At 42.5% G+C, this 16,435-nt stretch carries 11 protein-coding genes; 1 reads left to right on the forward strand and 10 read right to left on the reverse strand.

Going from position 1 to position 16,435, the window contains the following annotated elements; all coding sequences use genetic code 11:
* Positions 1 to 38 precede the first annotated feature (38 nt).
* From ACNAZ4_RS10660 to ACNAZ4_RS10670, 3 genes are all read right to left on the reverse strand, one after another.
* Entirely contained in the window at positions 39 to 1,181 is a 1,143-nt protein-coding gene (locus tag ACNAZ4_RS10660) for a DEAD/DEAH box helicase (RefSeq protein ID WP_415814341.1), read from the reverse strand.
* Between the two features lie 303 nt (positions 1,182 to 1,484).
* Positions 1,485 to 3,875 (reverse strand): immune inhibitor A domain-containing protein, encoded by a 2,391-nt coding sequence (locus ACNAZ4_RS10665; RefSeq protein WP_415814342.1) that lies wholly within the window; start codon positions 3,873 to 3,875, stop codon positions 1,485 to 1,487.
* 338 nt (positions 3,876 to 4,213) lie between these two features.
* Positions 4,214 to 7,702: a bifunctional 2',3'-cyclic-nucleotide 2'-phosphodiesterase/3'-nucleotidase gene (locus ACNAZ4_RS10670; protein WP_415814343.1), complete on the reverse strand. Its 3,489-nt coding sequence runs from the start codon at positions 7,700 to 7,702 to the stop codon at positions 4,214 to 4,216.
* A 292-nt stretch (positions 7,703 to 7,994) separates the two neighbouring features.
* Between ACNAZ4_RS10670 and ACNAZ4_RS10675 the strand changes: the two genes are divergently transcribed.
* A complete protein-coding gene (locus ACNAZ4_RS10675; RefSeq protein WP_415814345.1) occupies positions 7,995 to 9,047 on the forward strand; it encodes a M20 family metallopeptidase in 1,053 nt (350 codons plus the stop codon).
* 33 nt (positions 9,048 to 9,080) lie between these two features.
* On the opposite strand, the gene ACNAZ4_RS10680 is transcribed toward ACNAZ4_RS10675, so the two are convergent.
* The 7 genes from ACNAZ4_RS10680 to ACNAZ4_RS10710 all read right to left on the reverse strand — a co-directional run bounded on the left by ACNAZ4_RS10680 (position 9,081) and on the right by ACNAZ4_RS10710 (position 16,310).
* On the reverse strand, positions 9,081 to 10,262 hold the full coding sequence (locus ACNAZ4_RS10680) for a hypothetical protein (protein WP_415814346.1): 1,182 nt from the start codon (positions 10,260 to 10,262) through the stop codon (positions 9,081 to 9,083).
* Between the two features lie 136 nt (positions 10,263 to 10,398).
* Positions 10,399 to 11,610 (reverse strand): HD-GYP domain-containing protein, encoded by a 1,212-nt coding sequence (locus tag ACNAZ4_RS10685; protein ID WP_415814347.1) that lies wholly within the window; start codon positions 11,608 to 11,610, stop codon positions 10,399 to 10,401.
* Between the two features lie 222 nt (positions 11,611 to 11,832).
* Positions 11,833 to 13,068, reverse strand: coding sequence for an ATP-binding protein (locus tag ACNAZ4_RS10690; protein ID WP_415814348.1), 1,236 nt, complete (start codon positions 13,066 to 13,068; stop codon positions 11,833 to 11,835).
* A gap of 175 nt (positions 13,069 to 13,243) precedes the next feature.
* Positions 13,244 to 13,600: an SCP2 sterol-binding domain-containing protein gene (locus tag ACNAZ4_RS10695; RefSeq protein WP_415814349.1), complete on the reverse strand. Its 357-nt coding sequence runs from the start codon at positions 13,598 to 13,600 to the stop codon at positions 13,244 to 13,246.
* A 118-nt stretch (positions 13,601 to 13,718) separates the two neighbouring features.
* Entirely contained in the window at positions 13,719 to 14,510 is a 792-nt protein-coding gene (locus tag ACNAZ4_RS10700; protein WP_415814351.1) for an ABC transporter permease, read from the reverse strand.
* Positions 14,511 to 14,521: 11 nt separating this feature from the next.
* Complete coding sequence (locus tag ACNAZ4_RS10705; protein WP_415814352.1) at positions 14,522 to 15,310, reverse strand: ABC transporter permease; 789 nt, start codon at positions 15,308 to 15,310, stop codon at positions 14,522 to 14,524.
* The gene (locus ACNAZ4_RS10710) at positions 15,285 to 16,310 is read right to left on the reverse strand and encodes an ABC transporter ATP-binding protein (protein ID WP_415814354.1); all 1,026 of its coding nucleotides are present in this window, start codon (positions 16,308 to 16,310) and stop codon (positions 15,285 to 15,287) included. Before ACNAZ4_RS10710 ends, ACNAZ4_RS10705 begins: the two co-directional genes overlap by 26 nt.
* Between the last annotated feature and the right edge of the window lie 125 nt (positions 16,311 to 16,435).

Consider the following 16,435-nt stretch of genomic DNA (forward strand, 5'->3'; position numbering starts at 1 on the left):
AAAAAGCTATAGGAAAAAATCCTATAGCTCCATCCTCATTATTCAGGGTCAACAATTTTACCACCGTAAAATTCTTTTGGCATTGGCGTAATATTAAGTGCCTTGCAGAATCTTTTCAAATCCCGTTCTTCGCGTTCGTTGACGATCGAAATGACTGTTCCTTCCGCGCCAAAACGTCCTGTGCGTCCGGAGCGGTGGACGTATTGGTCCAGCTCCCTCGGGAAATCATAGTGGACAACGTGAGTGACACCTTTAATATCCAAGCCGCGAGCTGCGACTTCTGTGACAAGCAGCATTTCGCTGTTGCCGTCACGGAACTTATTCAAATAACGCTGACGATCCTGCTTGCTTAAATCACTGTGCAGCTGGCCGACATGGATTTCTTTGAACTTCAGTTTTTCAGCAGCGATGGTCAGGTTCGCGATATCCTTGATGAATACAAGCGACTTCGTTCCATCTAGACGCGCGATTTTCTCAAGGATCTTGATTTTGTCACGCTGCTCACTCATGAAGTAAATATGCTCGACTTTTGCGGCATCGATAGTTTCATCCTTCTTCACCTTGATGATTTCAGGATCATTCGCCAGTCTCTTGATCGATTTTTCAACAGCCTCGGGCAATGTTGCTGAAAAAAGCAGTAGCTGCCTTTGGTCAGCAAGTGTCGACTTTACAATACTTTTAACCGTTTCATTATGTTCAGGGGTAAGCAGCTGGTCACCTTCATCAAGGATGACAGTCTGTACTTTGTGCATCTTCAGCTTTTTCTGCTTGATCAATTCATTCGTGCGGCCAGGCGTCCCAACGATAATATGCGGACTCTTTTTCAGCTTATCAATCTGGCGCTTCAGGTTCGCACCGCCGATCAGGCTTGCCGATTTGATTCCGCTGCCTTCTCCCCATTTCTGGATTTCGGCGAGGATCTGCATGACAAGTTCCTGTGATGAAGCAAGGATCACTGCCTGTGTATTCTGCATCTTAGGGTCGATTTTATTTAAAACAGGAAGCAGGTACGCCAAAGTCTTGCCAGTACCAGTCGGTGATTCCGCGACGATATCTTTTCCTTCAAATATTAATGGAATCGCCGTCGTCTGGACAGAAGTCATCGTCTCGAATCCGGCCGTTTCCCAGGCCTGCTGCAGGAACGGTTTCAGTTGTGAAATAATTGGTTGAGTTTCTGACATGATTTTCTCCTTAAGTTAAACATTCTAGTATTGATACTAGCTAAAACCCGCTTATAAGTCCAGTATTCCCCCGCATAATCACGTTTTTTCATGTTGAAATACTTTCGTTTTTATTTTATTGGCGGAGTTCACAACTTTATTGGCGAAAATTAAAATATATTGGCGATTTCCACCACTTTATTGGCGATAATTTTCATATATTGGCGATTTTCAATTTTTATTGGCGCACTGGAAAATCCGCACGATTTTTTCCAATTGACGCAAAAAAACATCGGACGGAAATCCGCCCGATGCCTTAATGTCTTATTTATGGATCCAAACCGCGCCAGCAGAATTGTCTTTCGCTTCGCCGATTACCTTGAACTTAATCGGGAATTGAGCTGGGACTTTACGTCCTGCGTCTGGAATCAAAGTATTCATGTAAGACTTGGTCGAATCGAATTCCGTTACTCCTGGAAGACCTTTGTAATCAAAGATTCCGCGAGATGGAGAATCGACATACCATGCAGGTGTCTGATCCATAGAGAATGCAGCATCTGCAACCTGGTAGCGTGTGCTCTGCTTAACAGAATCCTTGCCGTTCAAGGTACCAACGATTGCTTCTGGATGTGAATCGACTGGTCCTAAGAAGCCTTCACCCGGGTGGACACCAACCCAGTTATCTGTGAATGAATCATCCGCATACCATACGACCATACCAGTGTTGTACTTCACGCCGCGTCCTTCAAGCAATGCCTTGTCCGAACCAGCGTAGTTTCTCCACTCTAGGTAGTAGTAGTGGTCCTTCAGGAACGTACCATTTGTTTGGATGAAACCATCCAGCGTTACTGCTGCGTCGCCTTCAGCACCATCAGCGAAAACTTCTTCGCCGTTAACTGTCAGCTTAAGCTCGTCCATTGCGAAACCTTCTGGAGCAAGGCCGCCGTCAGTTACGTATTCAAAAGCAAGCTTTACTTTCTTGCCAGCGAAGTCACTTAGGTCGTATTTGACATCTTCCCATTTGCCTTTAGTAGTATCCATTCCACCAGCAACATTTGTGTCACCGATCTTGTCGATTTCTACTTCTTTGCCATCAACAATTGCATTGACGTATACATAATCGTAATCAAATTCAACTTCATAATTCGCTTTGTATGAAAATTCAGCGCTGGTAGCGTTTGTCAGATCAAATTCAGGTGTGACAAGTGCTGTATGAAGGTCATCACCTTTTTGGCTGTAGTAGTACTTTTCGCCAAATGAAGTCTGCATTCCCTTCACTTCTTTACCAGGAAGGTTTACTTTTACAATCCCTGGGTTCTTTGATTTTGTAACACTCTGGTCAATGACTGTTGCCAGACCTTTTGAATCGATGTCTTTGTAATCCACTTCTGTCATGTTTGCCCAGTTGCCGCCAATTGTCTTCTGGAAGAATTCTTTGTTTTGCGGAGAGAAGCTTGGTGCTTCTGTTCCTGCAATTTTACCATTCCAGCTTCCGCCTGACATGATTGACCATGAAGCTACTGGGTCACCTTGTCCTGTGTACTGTGTGTCATACTCATCCGGAAGACCAAGGTCATGTCCGAATTCGTGAGCGAATACGCCTACTGCGCCGTCTTCAGGCTCGATTGTGTAATCGAATGCAGCCATTTTTCCGCCCCAATAATCAACTTCAGCAGTTGTGTTTGCTACTGGATATACACCATTCAATGTCCAGCGGTGTGACCAGATCGCGTCATCACCAAGTGCTCCTCCGCCAGCTTCCTGTCCAACACCGGCATGAAGGATCATCAAGTGATCGACAAGGCCATCAGGTTCGTTTTGATTTCCGTCACCATCTAGGTCATACTGATCAAACTTATCGTAGTCTGCCAGGTTAATGCCAGAAGCTACAGCTGCATTCAATGCATCCTTAACAAGTCCACGAGGTCCTTTTGTACCTGTTGCATTGTCATGTCCGCCAGCAGAATTATCACTGCCATAGTCTGCAGCATTGCCTGGAACTGTCAGCCAGTCAGAAACCTTTCCATCGACTGTATAGCTTCCGCCGGACTGCTCTTCATAATATTGTTTGAAGGTTTTTACTTTTTCACCATTGAAAAGCGTGAAATCCTCGTTCCCAAACAGCATTTTTTCGTAATGCTCTTTGTTAAAGTTATCGGAATACATATATCCCGGTTCCTGCTCGATGTTGTTGTGCTTGAAATCAGCATATTCTACAAGAAGGACTAAAACCTCATCCTCACGCACATCACCGTTATAAGGTGCCTGCTTTGCAGAGTCTACCTTCACTGCTCCGTTCGGCTTTCCTTTTTTGAAGTTGTCATGACCTTTTTCAAGCTGCTTAGCGAGCTTGTCCTTTTGTTTTGAAACAAAGTCTTTGGCTTTTTTGTCAAAAGCCTTCTCTTCTTTCGTCAAAGCTTTATCAGACTTACCAGGCTTCTCGCCTTGTTTCTGTTTGATATATTTTTGCACCGCTTTGGTTACTTCTTCCTGCGAAGCACCCTTTGCAATAAGTCCGCGCTTTTCCAACGCTTTTGCCAGGCGATCCTGATCCACGATGTTCAGGTCGATTGGTGCAGATTCTGGTGCAGTGGCAGCAGCCACATTCTTAGTTGCTGCAGGTGTGCCTGCAAATGATCCAGCAAATAACGTTGAAGCGAATACTGCGCTTGCCGCAACGCTTGAAAGAACCTTCAACGAACTCTTTTTCTTCAAAAAGATTACCCCCTGCTATTATCCAAGTTTCGATTTTTCATATTTTCTGAAGAATCTGATTTGAATTGTAGCAAGGTTTTGAAATATTGTAAATTTTTATAATATAATGATATTTACCTATAAAATCGCGCGCTTCCTGTCGAAAGCTAACGTTTTTAAAATGAAAATGAATCTTTTTTCCTGTTTTCATCCCAATAATAAGTGAATATAAAACTATTTTTTTAACTTTTTAGATTGGGAAAATTTCTTCGTGTCACTAAATTTGATTCTAAAGAACTAGATTTTTTTTACAAAAAAAGAGAGCACTATGATTATGTGCTCCCTTCTAACCTATTAATTTAATTTAATTTCGTAACGCGGCCTTCGATTTGCGGATTCACTTCACCCTGGTCTTTGAGATAGTTGACCAATGCATCTAAGTCTACTACATCAATTGTCTTATCGGTGATTGTTGCAAGGATTGCGTAGCCATCCCCGCCACCGGCCATGTAATTGTTGACTGTAATGGAGTAAGTTTTATCCATCTCCACCGGTGTTCCATCATTCTTGGTAATGGAAACGATGCGATCCCCGTCAGCTCTGGAATCATCATAAGTGACCTTCAGACCGGAAATTGGCATGATGCGCACTTTGCTGCCCCATTGCTGCTCGAGCAATGTCTTGATGACTTCACCAGTCACGTTCATTTTCACAAGGTCATTTCCGAATGGCTGGACGGTGAAAGCTTCCTTCCACGTGATTTCGCCTGCGTCAATGTCTGCACGGACTCCGCCTGAGTTCATGAAGGCAAAATCAGTGCCTGTCTGCCAGCGCATTGCGTCAGCTACCAGGTTGCCCATTGCTGATTCACCAGCAGCACTGGTATCACGACTAATATAAGAAGGTGTTGTTCCAATTACTTCATTAAGAATCGGCGCGACATCCGCTACATAGCTATCCAGCATCGCTTTGATTTCAGCATCTGGCTCAATTTGGTCACGGTATGTTGTTACGATTTCAGACTTGCCAGCCATGACATCCTTTGTAACAGGGTTGATCAGTAAGTCTATATCAGAAAAAGCTGTACCTGAAGAATACGACTGTACGACAATTTTGCCATCTACTTTAGTGTTTGTGTATGCATGGTTATGCCCGCCCAACAAAACATCCACTTCATCATCTACATTTTGAGCGATCTCAATAAGCTCTTCCCCAGCGTTTGATCCATCAGGATTCGAGAATGATGGATTGTGCGCTAAAACAACGATTGTTTCAACACCCTGTTCCTTTAACTCTTCAGTATAGCGGTTGATTGCTTCCGTTTCGTCAGTGAACTCCACGTCTGTGACTGCACTTGGAATGACAATGCTTGGTGTGTCAGACAAAGCAACCCCGATTATTCCAACTGGAATACCATTCACATCGATCACTGTATATGGATCTAAAACATTTTCACCAGTCTCTTTGTATACAAGGTTTGCTGCAACATATGGGAAGTCAGCGCCTTCGAATTCGCCATACTTATCCACTGTCTTCGGATGGCTTCCACCATTGATCAGGCGCAGCATTTCGTCTACACCTTCATCAAACTCGTGGTTGCCGACCGTACCTGCGTCAAAACCAAGCTCGTTCAAAATCTTGATCGTAGGCTCGTCCTGAAGCAAAGCGGATACGGGTGAGCTTGCTCCGACAGCATCACCGGCATGAAGCAGCAATGTGTTTGGATTTGTCGCTTCACGTTCCTTCAAATATGCCGCAAGATAATCTACTCCGCCAGCATTGATCTTAGAATTATACGTGTCCAGCTGTCCGTGGAAATCATTGATTCCTAAAAGCTGAAGACCGATTGGGAGGTGCAGTTGGTATTTTGCAAAGCCATTAGCAGCCTCACCAGCATAGTCAATAAGGCCATTCTCCGGCAACACAGTTTTTGCATCCGGAGTTGAGTTGAAAGTCACATTCAAATCTTTGCTTACTCCTGCAAAGCTCCAGTTATTGTCTGCAGAAGGATCGATTGTTCCCACTTCACGGATATAATCGATGATTGCCTGGCGGTTCTCATCCGGGTACATTTCTACTGCTGTCTGGTTTTTCACACCAGGGAAAGTTCCAGTAGCACGGTAGTTATTAGTTACAACAAGGAATTCCTGCTCAAGGTCAATTGGCTGGCCATTGTATTGAAGGTTCTTGATTCGGTTTGCACCAGCGTCAACTAGATTTCCCTTATCATCGTACTTAGCCGGCTCTGTCACATCAATTTCATAAGTAACACCATCAATGACATCATAGTTATATACCGGGAACTTCGGATTGATTAACGGCTGTTCTGTTGTGATGTCCTCATCAATCTGGTTGAATTGTCCAGCAGACATTTCAAGCCATTCTTTTACATCGCTGCCTTTGATTTTGATTGTTGACACTGTATTTGGATATAGGTATAGATCCGCTACGTTTTTAATCGCAATTGTACCTGAAGGGATATAGGTGTAATCACTCACACCGCCTCTGCCAGACTTGAATGGTGCCCCCGCAGATAAGATTGGCAGATTTTCATCAGGAGTTCCTTTAACCTGCTTTTCCACATACCATTTCTGTGCGTTTGTCACGATTTGGATCGATGGATCGTCTTGTACAAGTGCGAAGTAACTGTGGATGTCAGCAGCAGTTTCCCCAACCGGCTGGCGGACATAGTTTACAGTTCCTTCATGATCTTCCTTTACAGCTTCCAAAATATCTTTGTCAGCCTCCACTAATGGAGTCTTTGTTCCTTTATCATAAATCGCTCTTAATTCTGACTTCGAGCTTTTAATATTCCACTTGCCTTTTTCCTTGGCAATGGTCAAATCCATGACACCAAGCTGGTTGCCCCAGTTTCCTGCCATGACAACTGGCACACCATTGATTGTTCCATTGACTGAATCTACTCCTGGGAGGTTCTTGAAATCACCAGGGAATGTCAGATGGTTGTGTCCAGTGATGATCGCATCGATGCCATCAACGAGTGATAGGTCGTATGCTGCATTTTCTTCCATCTCCACTACCTTCTCATCACCAATTCCGGAGTGAGAGAGTGCTACGATAATGTCAGCGCCTTCTTCTTTCATTTTAGGAATCTGTGCTTGTACTGATTTCACGATGTCCTTTGTAATCACTTTGCCATCAAGGTTCGCTTTATCCCATTGCAAGATTTGCGGTGTAACAGCACCGACAACCCCCACCTTGATCACCTGTGTCTTGCCGTTATTATCTGTGACTTTCTTGTTAAAAATGGTATACGGCTTAAAGTAGTTCTCATCATTGTCCGGATTATCATCGCCATCATCCTTGAAAACATTCGCATTCACATATGGCATTGGCGCGTCATCCAGCACTTCGTCAAGGTAATCCAAACCGTAGTTGAATTCATGGTTGCCGACTGTAGCAGCATCATAATCTAATTGTTCCATAGCTTCAAAGACCGGATGCATTTCCCCGTCTTCCAGAACATCAACCTTAGCTTTATAGTCGCCAAGCGGATTCCCCTGGATTAGGTCTCCGTTGTCAAAAAGGAGGTTGTTTTTTCCTTCTTCTTCATCCCTTGCCTGCTTGATCAGGGTAGCCGTCTTGGCCAGGCCAAATTCGTTCGTCGGTGCATCTTTGTAATAATCATAGTTATATAAATGTGTATGTATATCTGTCGTCCCCATGATCCTCAGCTGAACTTCATGCTTCCCTGCTTTATCTGGCTTTCCTGCATGACTAGGCTTTCCGGCTGCAAATGTTGTGTATGAAACAGGTCCTGCCAATACAGACAATGCCATTGTCGTTGCAATAACAGTCTTTCCTATCTGACGCAAAGGCTTCTTCAAGAAAATCCATCTCCTTAATAATTAAATTGGTAGCATACGAGTTTAATTATAGTAGGATTAAAATAGAAGGAAATGGACTGAAGGACCTGACTTTTCTTAACTTTTTGTAAAATCTGAGTAAACAATCGGGACTTGTTACCCCTTTTTTTTCAGTTACCCTAAAAGGATAGCAGTTCCTGCGAATCATTTAATTATCTCTCTTATTTAAAAAGTACTACTATTTATTTATAAGATTGAAACATGGATAGAGTGGTAATGTACTATAGAACCTTTTTTGAGGAGTGTTGAAGGAATGAAGGAATTATTAAAAGAATTGCTCCTGATTGACAGCTCCACCATGGAAGGGGCCAATCAGGCGGTCGAGTTTTGCAGACAATGGCTGATTGAGCATGAACTGCAGCCAAGTTTGATTGAGAATAATGGATATAAAATGCTTGTTTGCGAGATTGGAGAGGGCGATAAAACAATCGTCTGGAATGGCCATGTCGATGTTGTCAGCGGGAAAAAGGAGCAGTTTGTCCCTGTTGAGAAGGATGGCAAAATCTTTGCCAGGGGTTCAGCGGACATGAAAGCTGGCGTTGCCGCCATGATGTTCGCCATGAAGGAATTACGGGATCAGAAACCTGGTGTGAAAATCCAGCTGCAGATTGTCTCGGACGAGGAAATTGGCGGTCAAAATTGCACAGGCTACCTTGTCGAAAATGGCTATCGCGGGGATTTCGTCATCGCCTCGGAACCGACCCAGCTCGGAATCGCCCTGCAGGCCAAAGGTGTACTGCGGCTTGAAGTTGAAGTGGCAGGAAAATCGGCTCACGGCAGCCGGCCATGGGAAGGCGAGAACGCAATCGTCAAAGCCTATCAAGTTTATGAAAAATTGCTCGATCTGCCTTTTACCAAAGAAAGCTCAGAGTTCTATGAATCACCCTCTATCAACCTTGCCATCATTTCAGGCGGTGAAGTTTTCAACAAAGTACCGGACCGGTGCATCATGTCCCTTGATATCCGCTACCTTCCTGGACAGGATTCTGATGCAATCATCCAGCAGATCGAAAGCATTTCAAACGGGAAAGTCACCGTCAGCTTGAAGGGAATCCCGGTCGCCACAAAAAAAGACGACCCATTCATCAGCCAGCTGAAACCCGTAGTGGAAAAACATATCGAGGGTGAAGCCATCCTGTTTGGCCAGCATGGAGCAGCAGACACCCAGTTTTTCGCAACCCATGGAATCCCGGCAATCGAGTTCGGGCCAAGCGGAGCGAACTGGCACGGCGATGATGAATTTGTCTTGCTGGAATCGCTGGAAAAATATAAAGAAATTTTAATAGATTACATCAAAAGCTATTAAAACAGACGAAAAGACAGCCACCCGGCTGTCTTTTTAACTGCTGATACGATATTTCTTCGTCCATGAATAAAGCAATAACCCCAAAACCAAAACAATTTGCAGCAAAAAGACAACCGAGTCCCAAAAACGTATGCTGGTCAGCGGCTCTGCAAAACCAGGAACCATCATCTCGTTCACCGCAAAAATCATTTGCGGGACATAGTAGTAGGCGGTGATCACGATCGTTAGGAGGATGCCGGCAAGGTAGAAATAGGCGTATCTTTTCACAATAATTTCTTCCCCATTGAATGGCATGGTCGTTTCATCTTTTTTTATAATCGGAAACCACCTGCTTAAAAAATTCCGGCCATTTTCCATCAGGTTATAACAACCTGTAATGTTTTCAAGAATATAGTAGAAGTCCGTTTTCATAAAGACGCATAACTGGTACAAAAGCCTTACAATAGTATTAAAGACTACTATACCTAAAATCCCAGCATAGACACTATCAGCTTTCATGAATAATTGGAGCAGTAATGAAATGAAAATGACCACGATATCAATGTACATGCCAGCAAATAATAGAGTGTTTCGTCTCTCCGCAGGCAACTTCCATCCCTGCGTTAAATCCGTTTCAAGCACAGCGAAAAACAATCTGTGACCCAACTCTAATCTTGCATTCAGATTTTCTCCACGAATGGCAATAACATGTCCTAGTTCATGCAATAAAACGAGCAGTAAAGTGATCAAAAAAACAGTTAGGACATTTTCAATCATTAAATCAAATATAAAAATATCCTTATAATGAGGAACCAACTCAGGATTAAAAATCAAAATTAGAATACTGCCGAGCAGCATGGCGAAATAGATCTTTGCGGTATATCGATTAAAAAGTATCTGCCCTATCTTTTGAGGTATCCATTGAAAACCCGTGCCTTCTTTCATTTTCACGATCCGGGTTATTGTCTTCCCATCAATTTCACTTACAAAATCCAATTCAATCAATTGCTTAATAAACTCAATGATATTTACATCCTCATCAAAAAACTTTTTACTTAATTTTTCCTCAATATCTTTTAACAGTCCATTATTCTGAATCATCGAGATTGCTTCAATACAAACTTCAGGCATTTCAAAAAAATCATTTGTCACTGTATTCTCTACAATATAGTGAAGCTTCTCCTGCCTTACACTAAGTGGGAACAGCTTAATTTTTGTATCGTAGGTAATTTCCATCGAGAATCCGCCTTTTCAAACATACTGGATTGAAAAAGGATGCTCCTTAAAAGCATCCTTTTCTAACATCAAGGGAAAATCGGAAGATAGTTGCACCACCAGCAAGTTGTTTTAACTTTTTTAAGTTTGCGGATCTTCATATCGTCACCTCCTCTTTGACAAACCTGTATGTTGGACTTGGAAGCGGTGTATCTGCAGATCTTTGATATTTATCATGACATTCAACCCATGTTGAAAAGATCTCTTTGAATAGTACAACTAATTGTGGATCAAATTGGGTCCCAGCCCCATCTATTATCCGGTTATAGGCCTCGCCAACAGGCATTGCAGAGCGATATGACCTTGAAGAAGTCATGGCATCAAATGCATCAGCTATTGAAACGACCCTGGCTAGAAAAGGAATTCCCTCTCCTGAGAGCTGCTCTGGATATCCTTTTCCGTCCCATCTTTCGTGATGAGATTTTATAATTTCGATACTTTCACCTAAACCATCCACTTTCATGATTGCTTCTGCTCCCACTTCAGGATGTTTCTTGATTACATCGTATTCTTCTTTTGTAAGTTTTCCAGGTTTCATGAGGATATGGTCTGGAATATTGACCTTGCCTATATCATGCAGCAAACATGCATAAAAGAAAGATTCTAACTCCTCACTTGAATACATCCCGGTGGATTTCGCAAGTGTTCGGGCATATTGCGCTACTCGTTCACTATGGCCCTTCGTATAAGGGTCTTTTAGTTCTATAGTGGCAATAACGCCCTTAACGATTCCTTCCAATTGCTTATCGTATGAGGTCTTCATCGCTTTCACGTATCCTTGGAACCTTAATAATACCGTATAGGCAATTCCCGATAACACCAGAACAAGGACAATCGGGAACAAAACCTCACTAGTTTGTAGCATAAACCCTATGAATAGATATTTAAAAAGCATTCCGCCAAATACTACAAAAAAGAATCGTGTATTCACAAAAATGGGTGAAAAGAGAATTAAAAACACTTCTACTACATTGCCACTTGCATAATCCAGAGTGTTTCCCCAATAAGTAACCCCATCATTGATAATGGAAAGAATGACGAAGCTTATGATGAAAACAAATTTTATCGATGATGTCCTATTGTTCTTTTTCAGATAGAATGCTAACGGGATAAGCAGCAGCATCACTAAGTAATACCAGTATCCGAAGGCACCAGGAAGTCCCGGAGCTAGATTTAGAACATATTTTGCGTAAACAAAGTAATAGAAAAAGTCATAGACTATCGATATTCCATAGAATAATGCCATGAACCAGCCTATTGCTCTTATTTCTTCGTAATTTAAACTAGTATCCCTTGCTTTAATCTGCATGATGCGAGTACCCCACGTTTTCTGTTAAATGCAAAAACCTTTTACTTTTATAATCGCCAATAATTTTTCCAGGTTTATAGTTTTCGTAAGATAATAATAAATATAAGTAATATTACCTATAAAACTAAATTCTGGTATTCGACATTTTTCTTCATTATAAACCAAAAGGACTATTTAATAAAATAGTCCTTTTGGTTTATTTATTGGATAACATTGCATAATTCAGCCATTTTTTTGAGTGGTTGGCAATGTAATGGTCACATTTGTGCCTTTATCAAGCTCGCTCTGGATATCAATATTGCCATCGTGTTCTTCAATGATTTTCTTTGTAACCATTAAACCTAAACCATTGCCATTATTCTTGGTTGTATAGAATGGTTCACCGAGTTTAGCCAGTTTATCAGGATGAATGCCGCAGCCTTCATCGATAACAGAAATTTTGACATGATCGCTGCCTGGCTTTGCCTTGATGGTAATCGTGCCGCCTTGAGGCATGGCCTCCATCGCATTTTTAATCAAATTGATAAAAACCTGTTTCAATTGATTTTCGTCACATAAAAGGAAATATGGTTCCTTAATGTCCAGGTTTATTGTTATATCTTTTCTTTGCGCATGCGGGTCAATAACAGATGTTACATAATCAATGATATTTTCAAGGTTTTTTGGAGTCTTAACAGCGGTATTCGGTTTTCCCAGAATCAATAAATCATTGACGATCGAATTAATTCTGTCAATCTCATTGAGCATGATCGGGTAATATTGATCATCCCCTTTATCTTTCTCCTGTTGAAGCTGTGTGAAGCCCTTTAATGAAGATAGAGGATTTTTGATCTCATGTGCAACCGCTGCAGCCATTTGTCCAATAACAGCCAACTTTTCTTTTTGTCTCAAATCATTATGGATTGCTGTAATAGCATTTATATAAGATTGGAAACGTGTAAGCAGGATCCAGGATATAATCGCTATAAAAATAATCAGCCCCATCGGCACTAACACTTTAGGCGACTGAAAAGCAAACCCGAGTAAGGAATATTTTATGAAAAATCCTAAAGTCATGGTCCAAAAGAATCGTTTATTAACGAATATCGGTGAGAACAGGATAAAGTAGATCTCCAGGACATGCCCGCTTTTAAACTCATGGTCAGTTCCCCAGTAAATCATGAAATTATTAATAGAGTCAATTAGCACAAATGCTATAAAGTATAAATACTTTACTTTCTCTGGCTCACCACGCCTTACCAGGAAAATAGCCGCTGGAAGCAGCAAAAATAAAAAGATGTGAAAGAAAAAGCCAAGTCCGCCCTCAGGTAATCCCATTGTTCCTTTATTGAAATAAGGAACTAGAAAATAATAAATAAAATCATAAGGTAAAAGTATTATATAGAAAGTCCATAAAAAGAATTTAACTGCTTTTACTTCTTCATATATTAAAATAGAATTTTTTGGGAATGGTTCCATCCGGAATCTCCTTAAATATTTAAACTTGATAGCCTTATTATAGCAGGATGTGTCACATCTTGTTACTTTTTGTCTCATCGCGCTTATGATTTTTAATAAATATTTTTTATGGATGGAAAAGAATTTTTTATCGAATAAAAAATGGACCAGGCGATTAAGTCCCTGGTCCGTTGCTTCATGCTGTTTCGCTTAGATTGTAATCATTTAGGATTCCTTCAAGTTTGAGCGCGAGTCCCATGCTTCCCTGGATTTTAAGTTTTCCGGTCATGAAGGCTACGGTTCCGTTCAGCTTGCCCATGATCATTTTCTTGAAGTTTTGATCTGACAGTGTCAGGGTGCAATCTGGAGCTGCTTCAGTACCTTCGACAACATGTGCCGTTCCGTAAGAGATTAGCAATTGGAATGTTCCGCTGTCATCTCCCGTAATGTCATACTGATATACGGCCTTCATCTCTAGTATTGGCTCTGGTTTTTCATTCATGACCTTCTCGACTTCCTGCCACACTTCTCTGATGGACTTGCTTTCCAACATCCTTGCCACCCCTATCAATCTATTTTTTTTCCATTTTACCTGATTGAAATCCTATGGGGCAATACGATAATGAAAGTGTTAGGCGCAAACTCCCTACATTTTTCGGGTTGCTTTCAAATTAACTACCTGTACTTGCAAAAGCTTTCAGACCCCTGTTCCAGAAGGCATAGGCAAGCACACAGCAAACAACCGCAGCAACCGGAGTCCATAGCGCGAACTCCTTGTAGCCAGACTTATCGATAAAATAAGCTGCCGGGAAAAATGCTGTGAAACCGTATGGAATGATCCATGTCAGGAACATGCGGATTCCCTTGTGATAGATCGTCAGCGGATATCTCGCAAAGTCGCTCAGGTTGAAGACGGCCCATACAATCGGCAGACTGTCGATCATCCAGAAGCTGAATGTCGCGAAAAATAAGTTAATCGCCACGAAAATCAAACCGGAGGAGATGATCATAATGACCAGCATCGCGATTTCCGTCGCTCCCCAAACAAGGTTAAGCTGTGGAATTGCAGTTCCGAGGATAATCAACCCGATGATCAACTGGCCAAAACCATCTTGATGCAGTCGATCTGCAACAACATGAAATAACGGATTAACTGGCCTGATCAGCAAACGATCCAGCTTCCCTGGCCTGATATACTGCCAGCCGAGCGTCCACAGATTATCAAAGAAAATCTGATGAATCGACCGGCCCGTAGCTGCAATCCCATAAATGAACAATATCTCATAAAACGACCAGCCATTGATCTGCTCAATATGGTCAAACACCACTTTTACAAAAAAGATCGAAGCGAACTGCTCGAGCATCACTGAGGCGACACCAATCAAAAAGTCGATTCGGTACTCCATCATCACCTTCATATGGCTCTTCGCAAACTCCCAATATAATTTCGTATAACGACGCATACAATCGCCTCCTAACCTCCAAAAATCGTAATCTGTTTAATCGCCTGAGACCAGATTACCCTAACCAAAACATATAAAAACAGTAGCCAGAATAGCTGGACTCCAAGTGCCATATAAGCGTCCGTCCCGCTGATGAGGCCTGAATAAATCGAAACCGGCAGATATACCATCGCCTGGAACGGCAGGAATTCCGTGATCGTTCTCAGCCAATCCGGAAAAAGCGTGATCGGCACGAGTGCACCTGAGAAAAATGTAATCAAGGATTCCTTCAGCACCCTGACTCCCCATACATTGACGGTCCAGAATGCGAGCACACCGACAAGGAAATCAAAGAACGTTCCGATCCAGATGCCCACTAGTGCACTCAGGATAAATAAAATGAGCGTCTCAGGGGATTTTGGAAAACTTAAATCCATGAAGAAGTAAGCAATCAGCACCATCGGAAGCGTCCCCTGGATCAAATACATGATTTTCGAGCCAATATCGACCGCGAACAGTTTAAAGATCATATCGTACGGACGCATCAGCTCGATCGCGACCTGGCCGTCCTTAATATTTTCCGCAAGCTCATTCCCAACACCGCCGACAAATCCCTGAAGCATCATGGCAATGACGATGTATGTGAGCATTGTTTCCAAATTAATGTTTTCAATCGTCGTCTGGTTAGCATAGACCGCCTGCCAGAAGAAGTAAATAATCAATAGCCTCATTACCGCAGATAGAGTCCCAGCCCAGTACCAGGCAGAATAAGCTGTGTTCTCCTGCATCCGTCCCTTAGCTATTTGCCAATACTTTCTCATGCTCTCCCCCCTGTTCCTGCTTGTTGTACAGCTCCTCAACGATCGTTTCAATCTTAGGATCTGCAATATTCAAATCGCCAATCTCATACATGCCCATCATTTCTGAAATGACGAACGAGCTTTTAACAGCCTCATGATCAAAAGACAGACTGACCTTCGTTTCTTCTTCGTTCGGTAAAATTTCCACCTGTCCATTGAGTGGATCTGGCAACACGAATCTTTCCTTGTCAGCCAGTTCAAAATGGATCACACGTTTTTGCCCGAATTGCTTTTTGATTTGCTCCAGCCCGCCATCATACAAAATCGTACCGCCATCAATAATGATGATCCGGTCGCAGATTTCCTCAATGTCCTGCATGTCATGTGTAGTCAGCAGCACTGTTGTGCCCCAGCGCTGATTCATTTCTTTGATAAACTTTCTGATTTTCACTTTTACCGCAATATCAAGGCCGATTGTAGGCTCATCCAGGTAAACAACTTTAGGTCTGTGAAGGAAGGCCGCAGCCAGCTCACAACGCATTTTTTGCCCGAGCGAAAGCTGTCTGACCGGAATGCTGAGCAATGGTTCCAGGTTCAGTACCTCGGTGAACATCCCGATTGTCTCCTGATACTGGTCCTCAGGAATCTCATAAATATGTTTTAACAGATTATAAGATTCACGGACCGGGATATCCCAGAACAACTGCGTCCGCTGGCCGAAAACCGCCCCGATATTCACCGCATTCTTCTGGCGGTTTTCATATGGCACCAGCCCATTCACCGTCACCTTGCCAGACGTCGGTGTTAGGATTCCCGTCAGCATCTTGATCGTCGTCGACTTACCCGCACCATTCGCACCGATATAGCCAACCGTCTCCCCCTGTTGGATGGAAAAATTAATCCCCTTCACCGCATGCTTCGTCTCATACTTCCGGTTAAAAAGGGATTTGACCGCACCCTTAAGACCAGGGTCACGCTTCACCAATTTATATTCCTTTTTTAAATTTTCAACAGTAATCACAATACCACTCCCCAAGAACATACATTCGATTTTTAGGCACAAAAAAACCACAGACATCCCAGTCCGTGGTTTAGCTATTATTTTAGATGACAAAAATAAGCGCTACTACACACAATACAGGCAGG

The organism is Mesobacillus thioparans, from assembly GCF_965138835.1.
In the GTDB taxonomy this organism is placed as follows: domain Bacteria; phylum Bacillota; class Bacilli; order Bacillales; family Cytobacillaceae; genus Mesobacillus; species Mesobacillus thioparans.

What these genes read in the sequence shown, in the direction of transcription:
- ACNAZ4_RS10660 (WP_415814341.1), bottom strand. Translation starts at nt 1,181, where the DNA reads ATGTCAGAAACTCAACCAATTATTTCACAACTGAAACCGTTCCTGCAG.
- ACNAZ4_RS10675 (WP_415814345.1), top strand. Translation starts at nt 7,995, where the DNA reads ATGAAGGAATTATTAAAAGAATTGCTCCTGATTGACAGCTCCACCATG.
- ACNAZ4_RS10680 (WP_415814346.1), bottom strand. Translation starts at nt 10,262, where the DNA reads ATGGAAATTACCTACGATACAAAAATTAAGCTGTTCCCACTTAGTGTA.
- ACNAZ4_RS10685 (WP_415814347.1), bottom strand. Translation starts at nt 11,610, where the DNA reads ATGCAGATTAAAGCAAGGGATACTAGTTTAAATTACGAAGAAATAAGA.
- ACNAZ4_RS10690 (WP_415814348.1), bottom strand. Translation starts at nt 13,068, where the DNA reads ATGGAACCATTCCCAAAAAATTCTATTTTAATATATGAAGAAGTAAAA.
- ACNAZ4_RS10695 (WP_415814349.1), bottom strand. Translation starts at nt 13,600, where the DNA reads ATGTTGGAAAGCAAGTCCATCAGAGAAGTGTGGCAGGAAGTCGAGAAG.
- ACNAZ4_RS10700 (WP_415814351.1), bottom strand. Translation starts at nt 14,510, where the DNA reads ATGCGTCGTTATACGAAATTATATTGGGAGTTTGCGAAGAGCCATATG.
- ACNAZ4_RS10705 (WP_415814352.1), bottom strand. Translation starts at nt 15,310, where the DNA reads ATGAGAAAGTATTGGCAAATAGCTAAGGGACGGATGCAGGAGAACACA.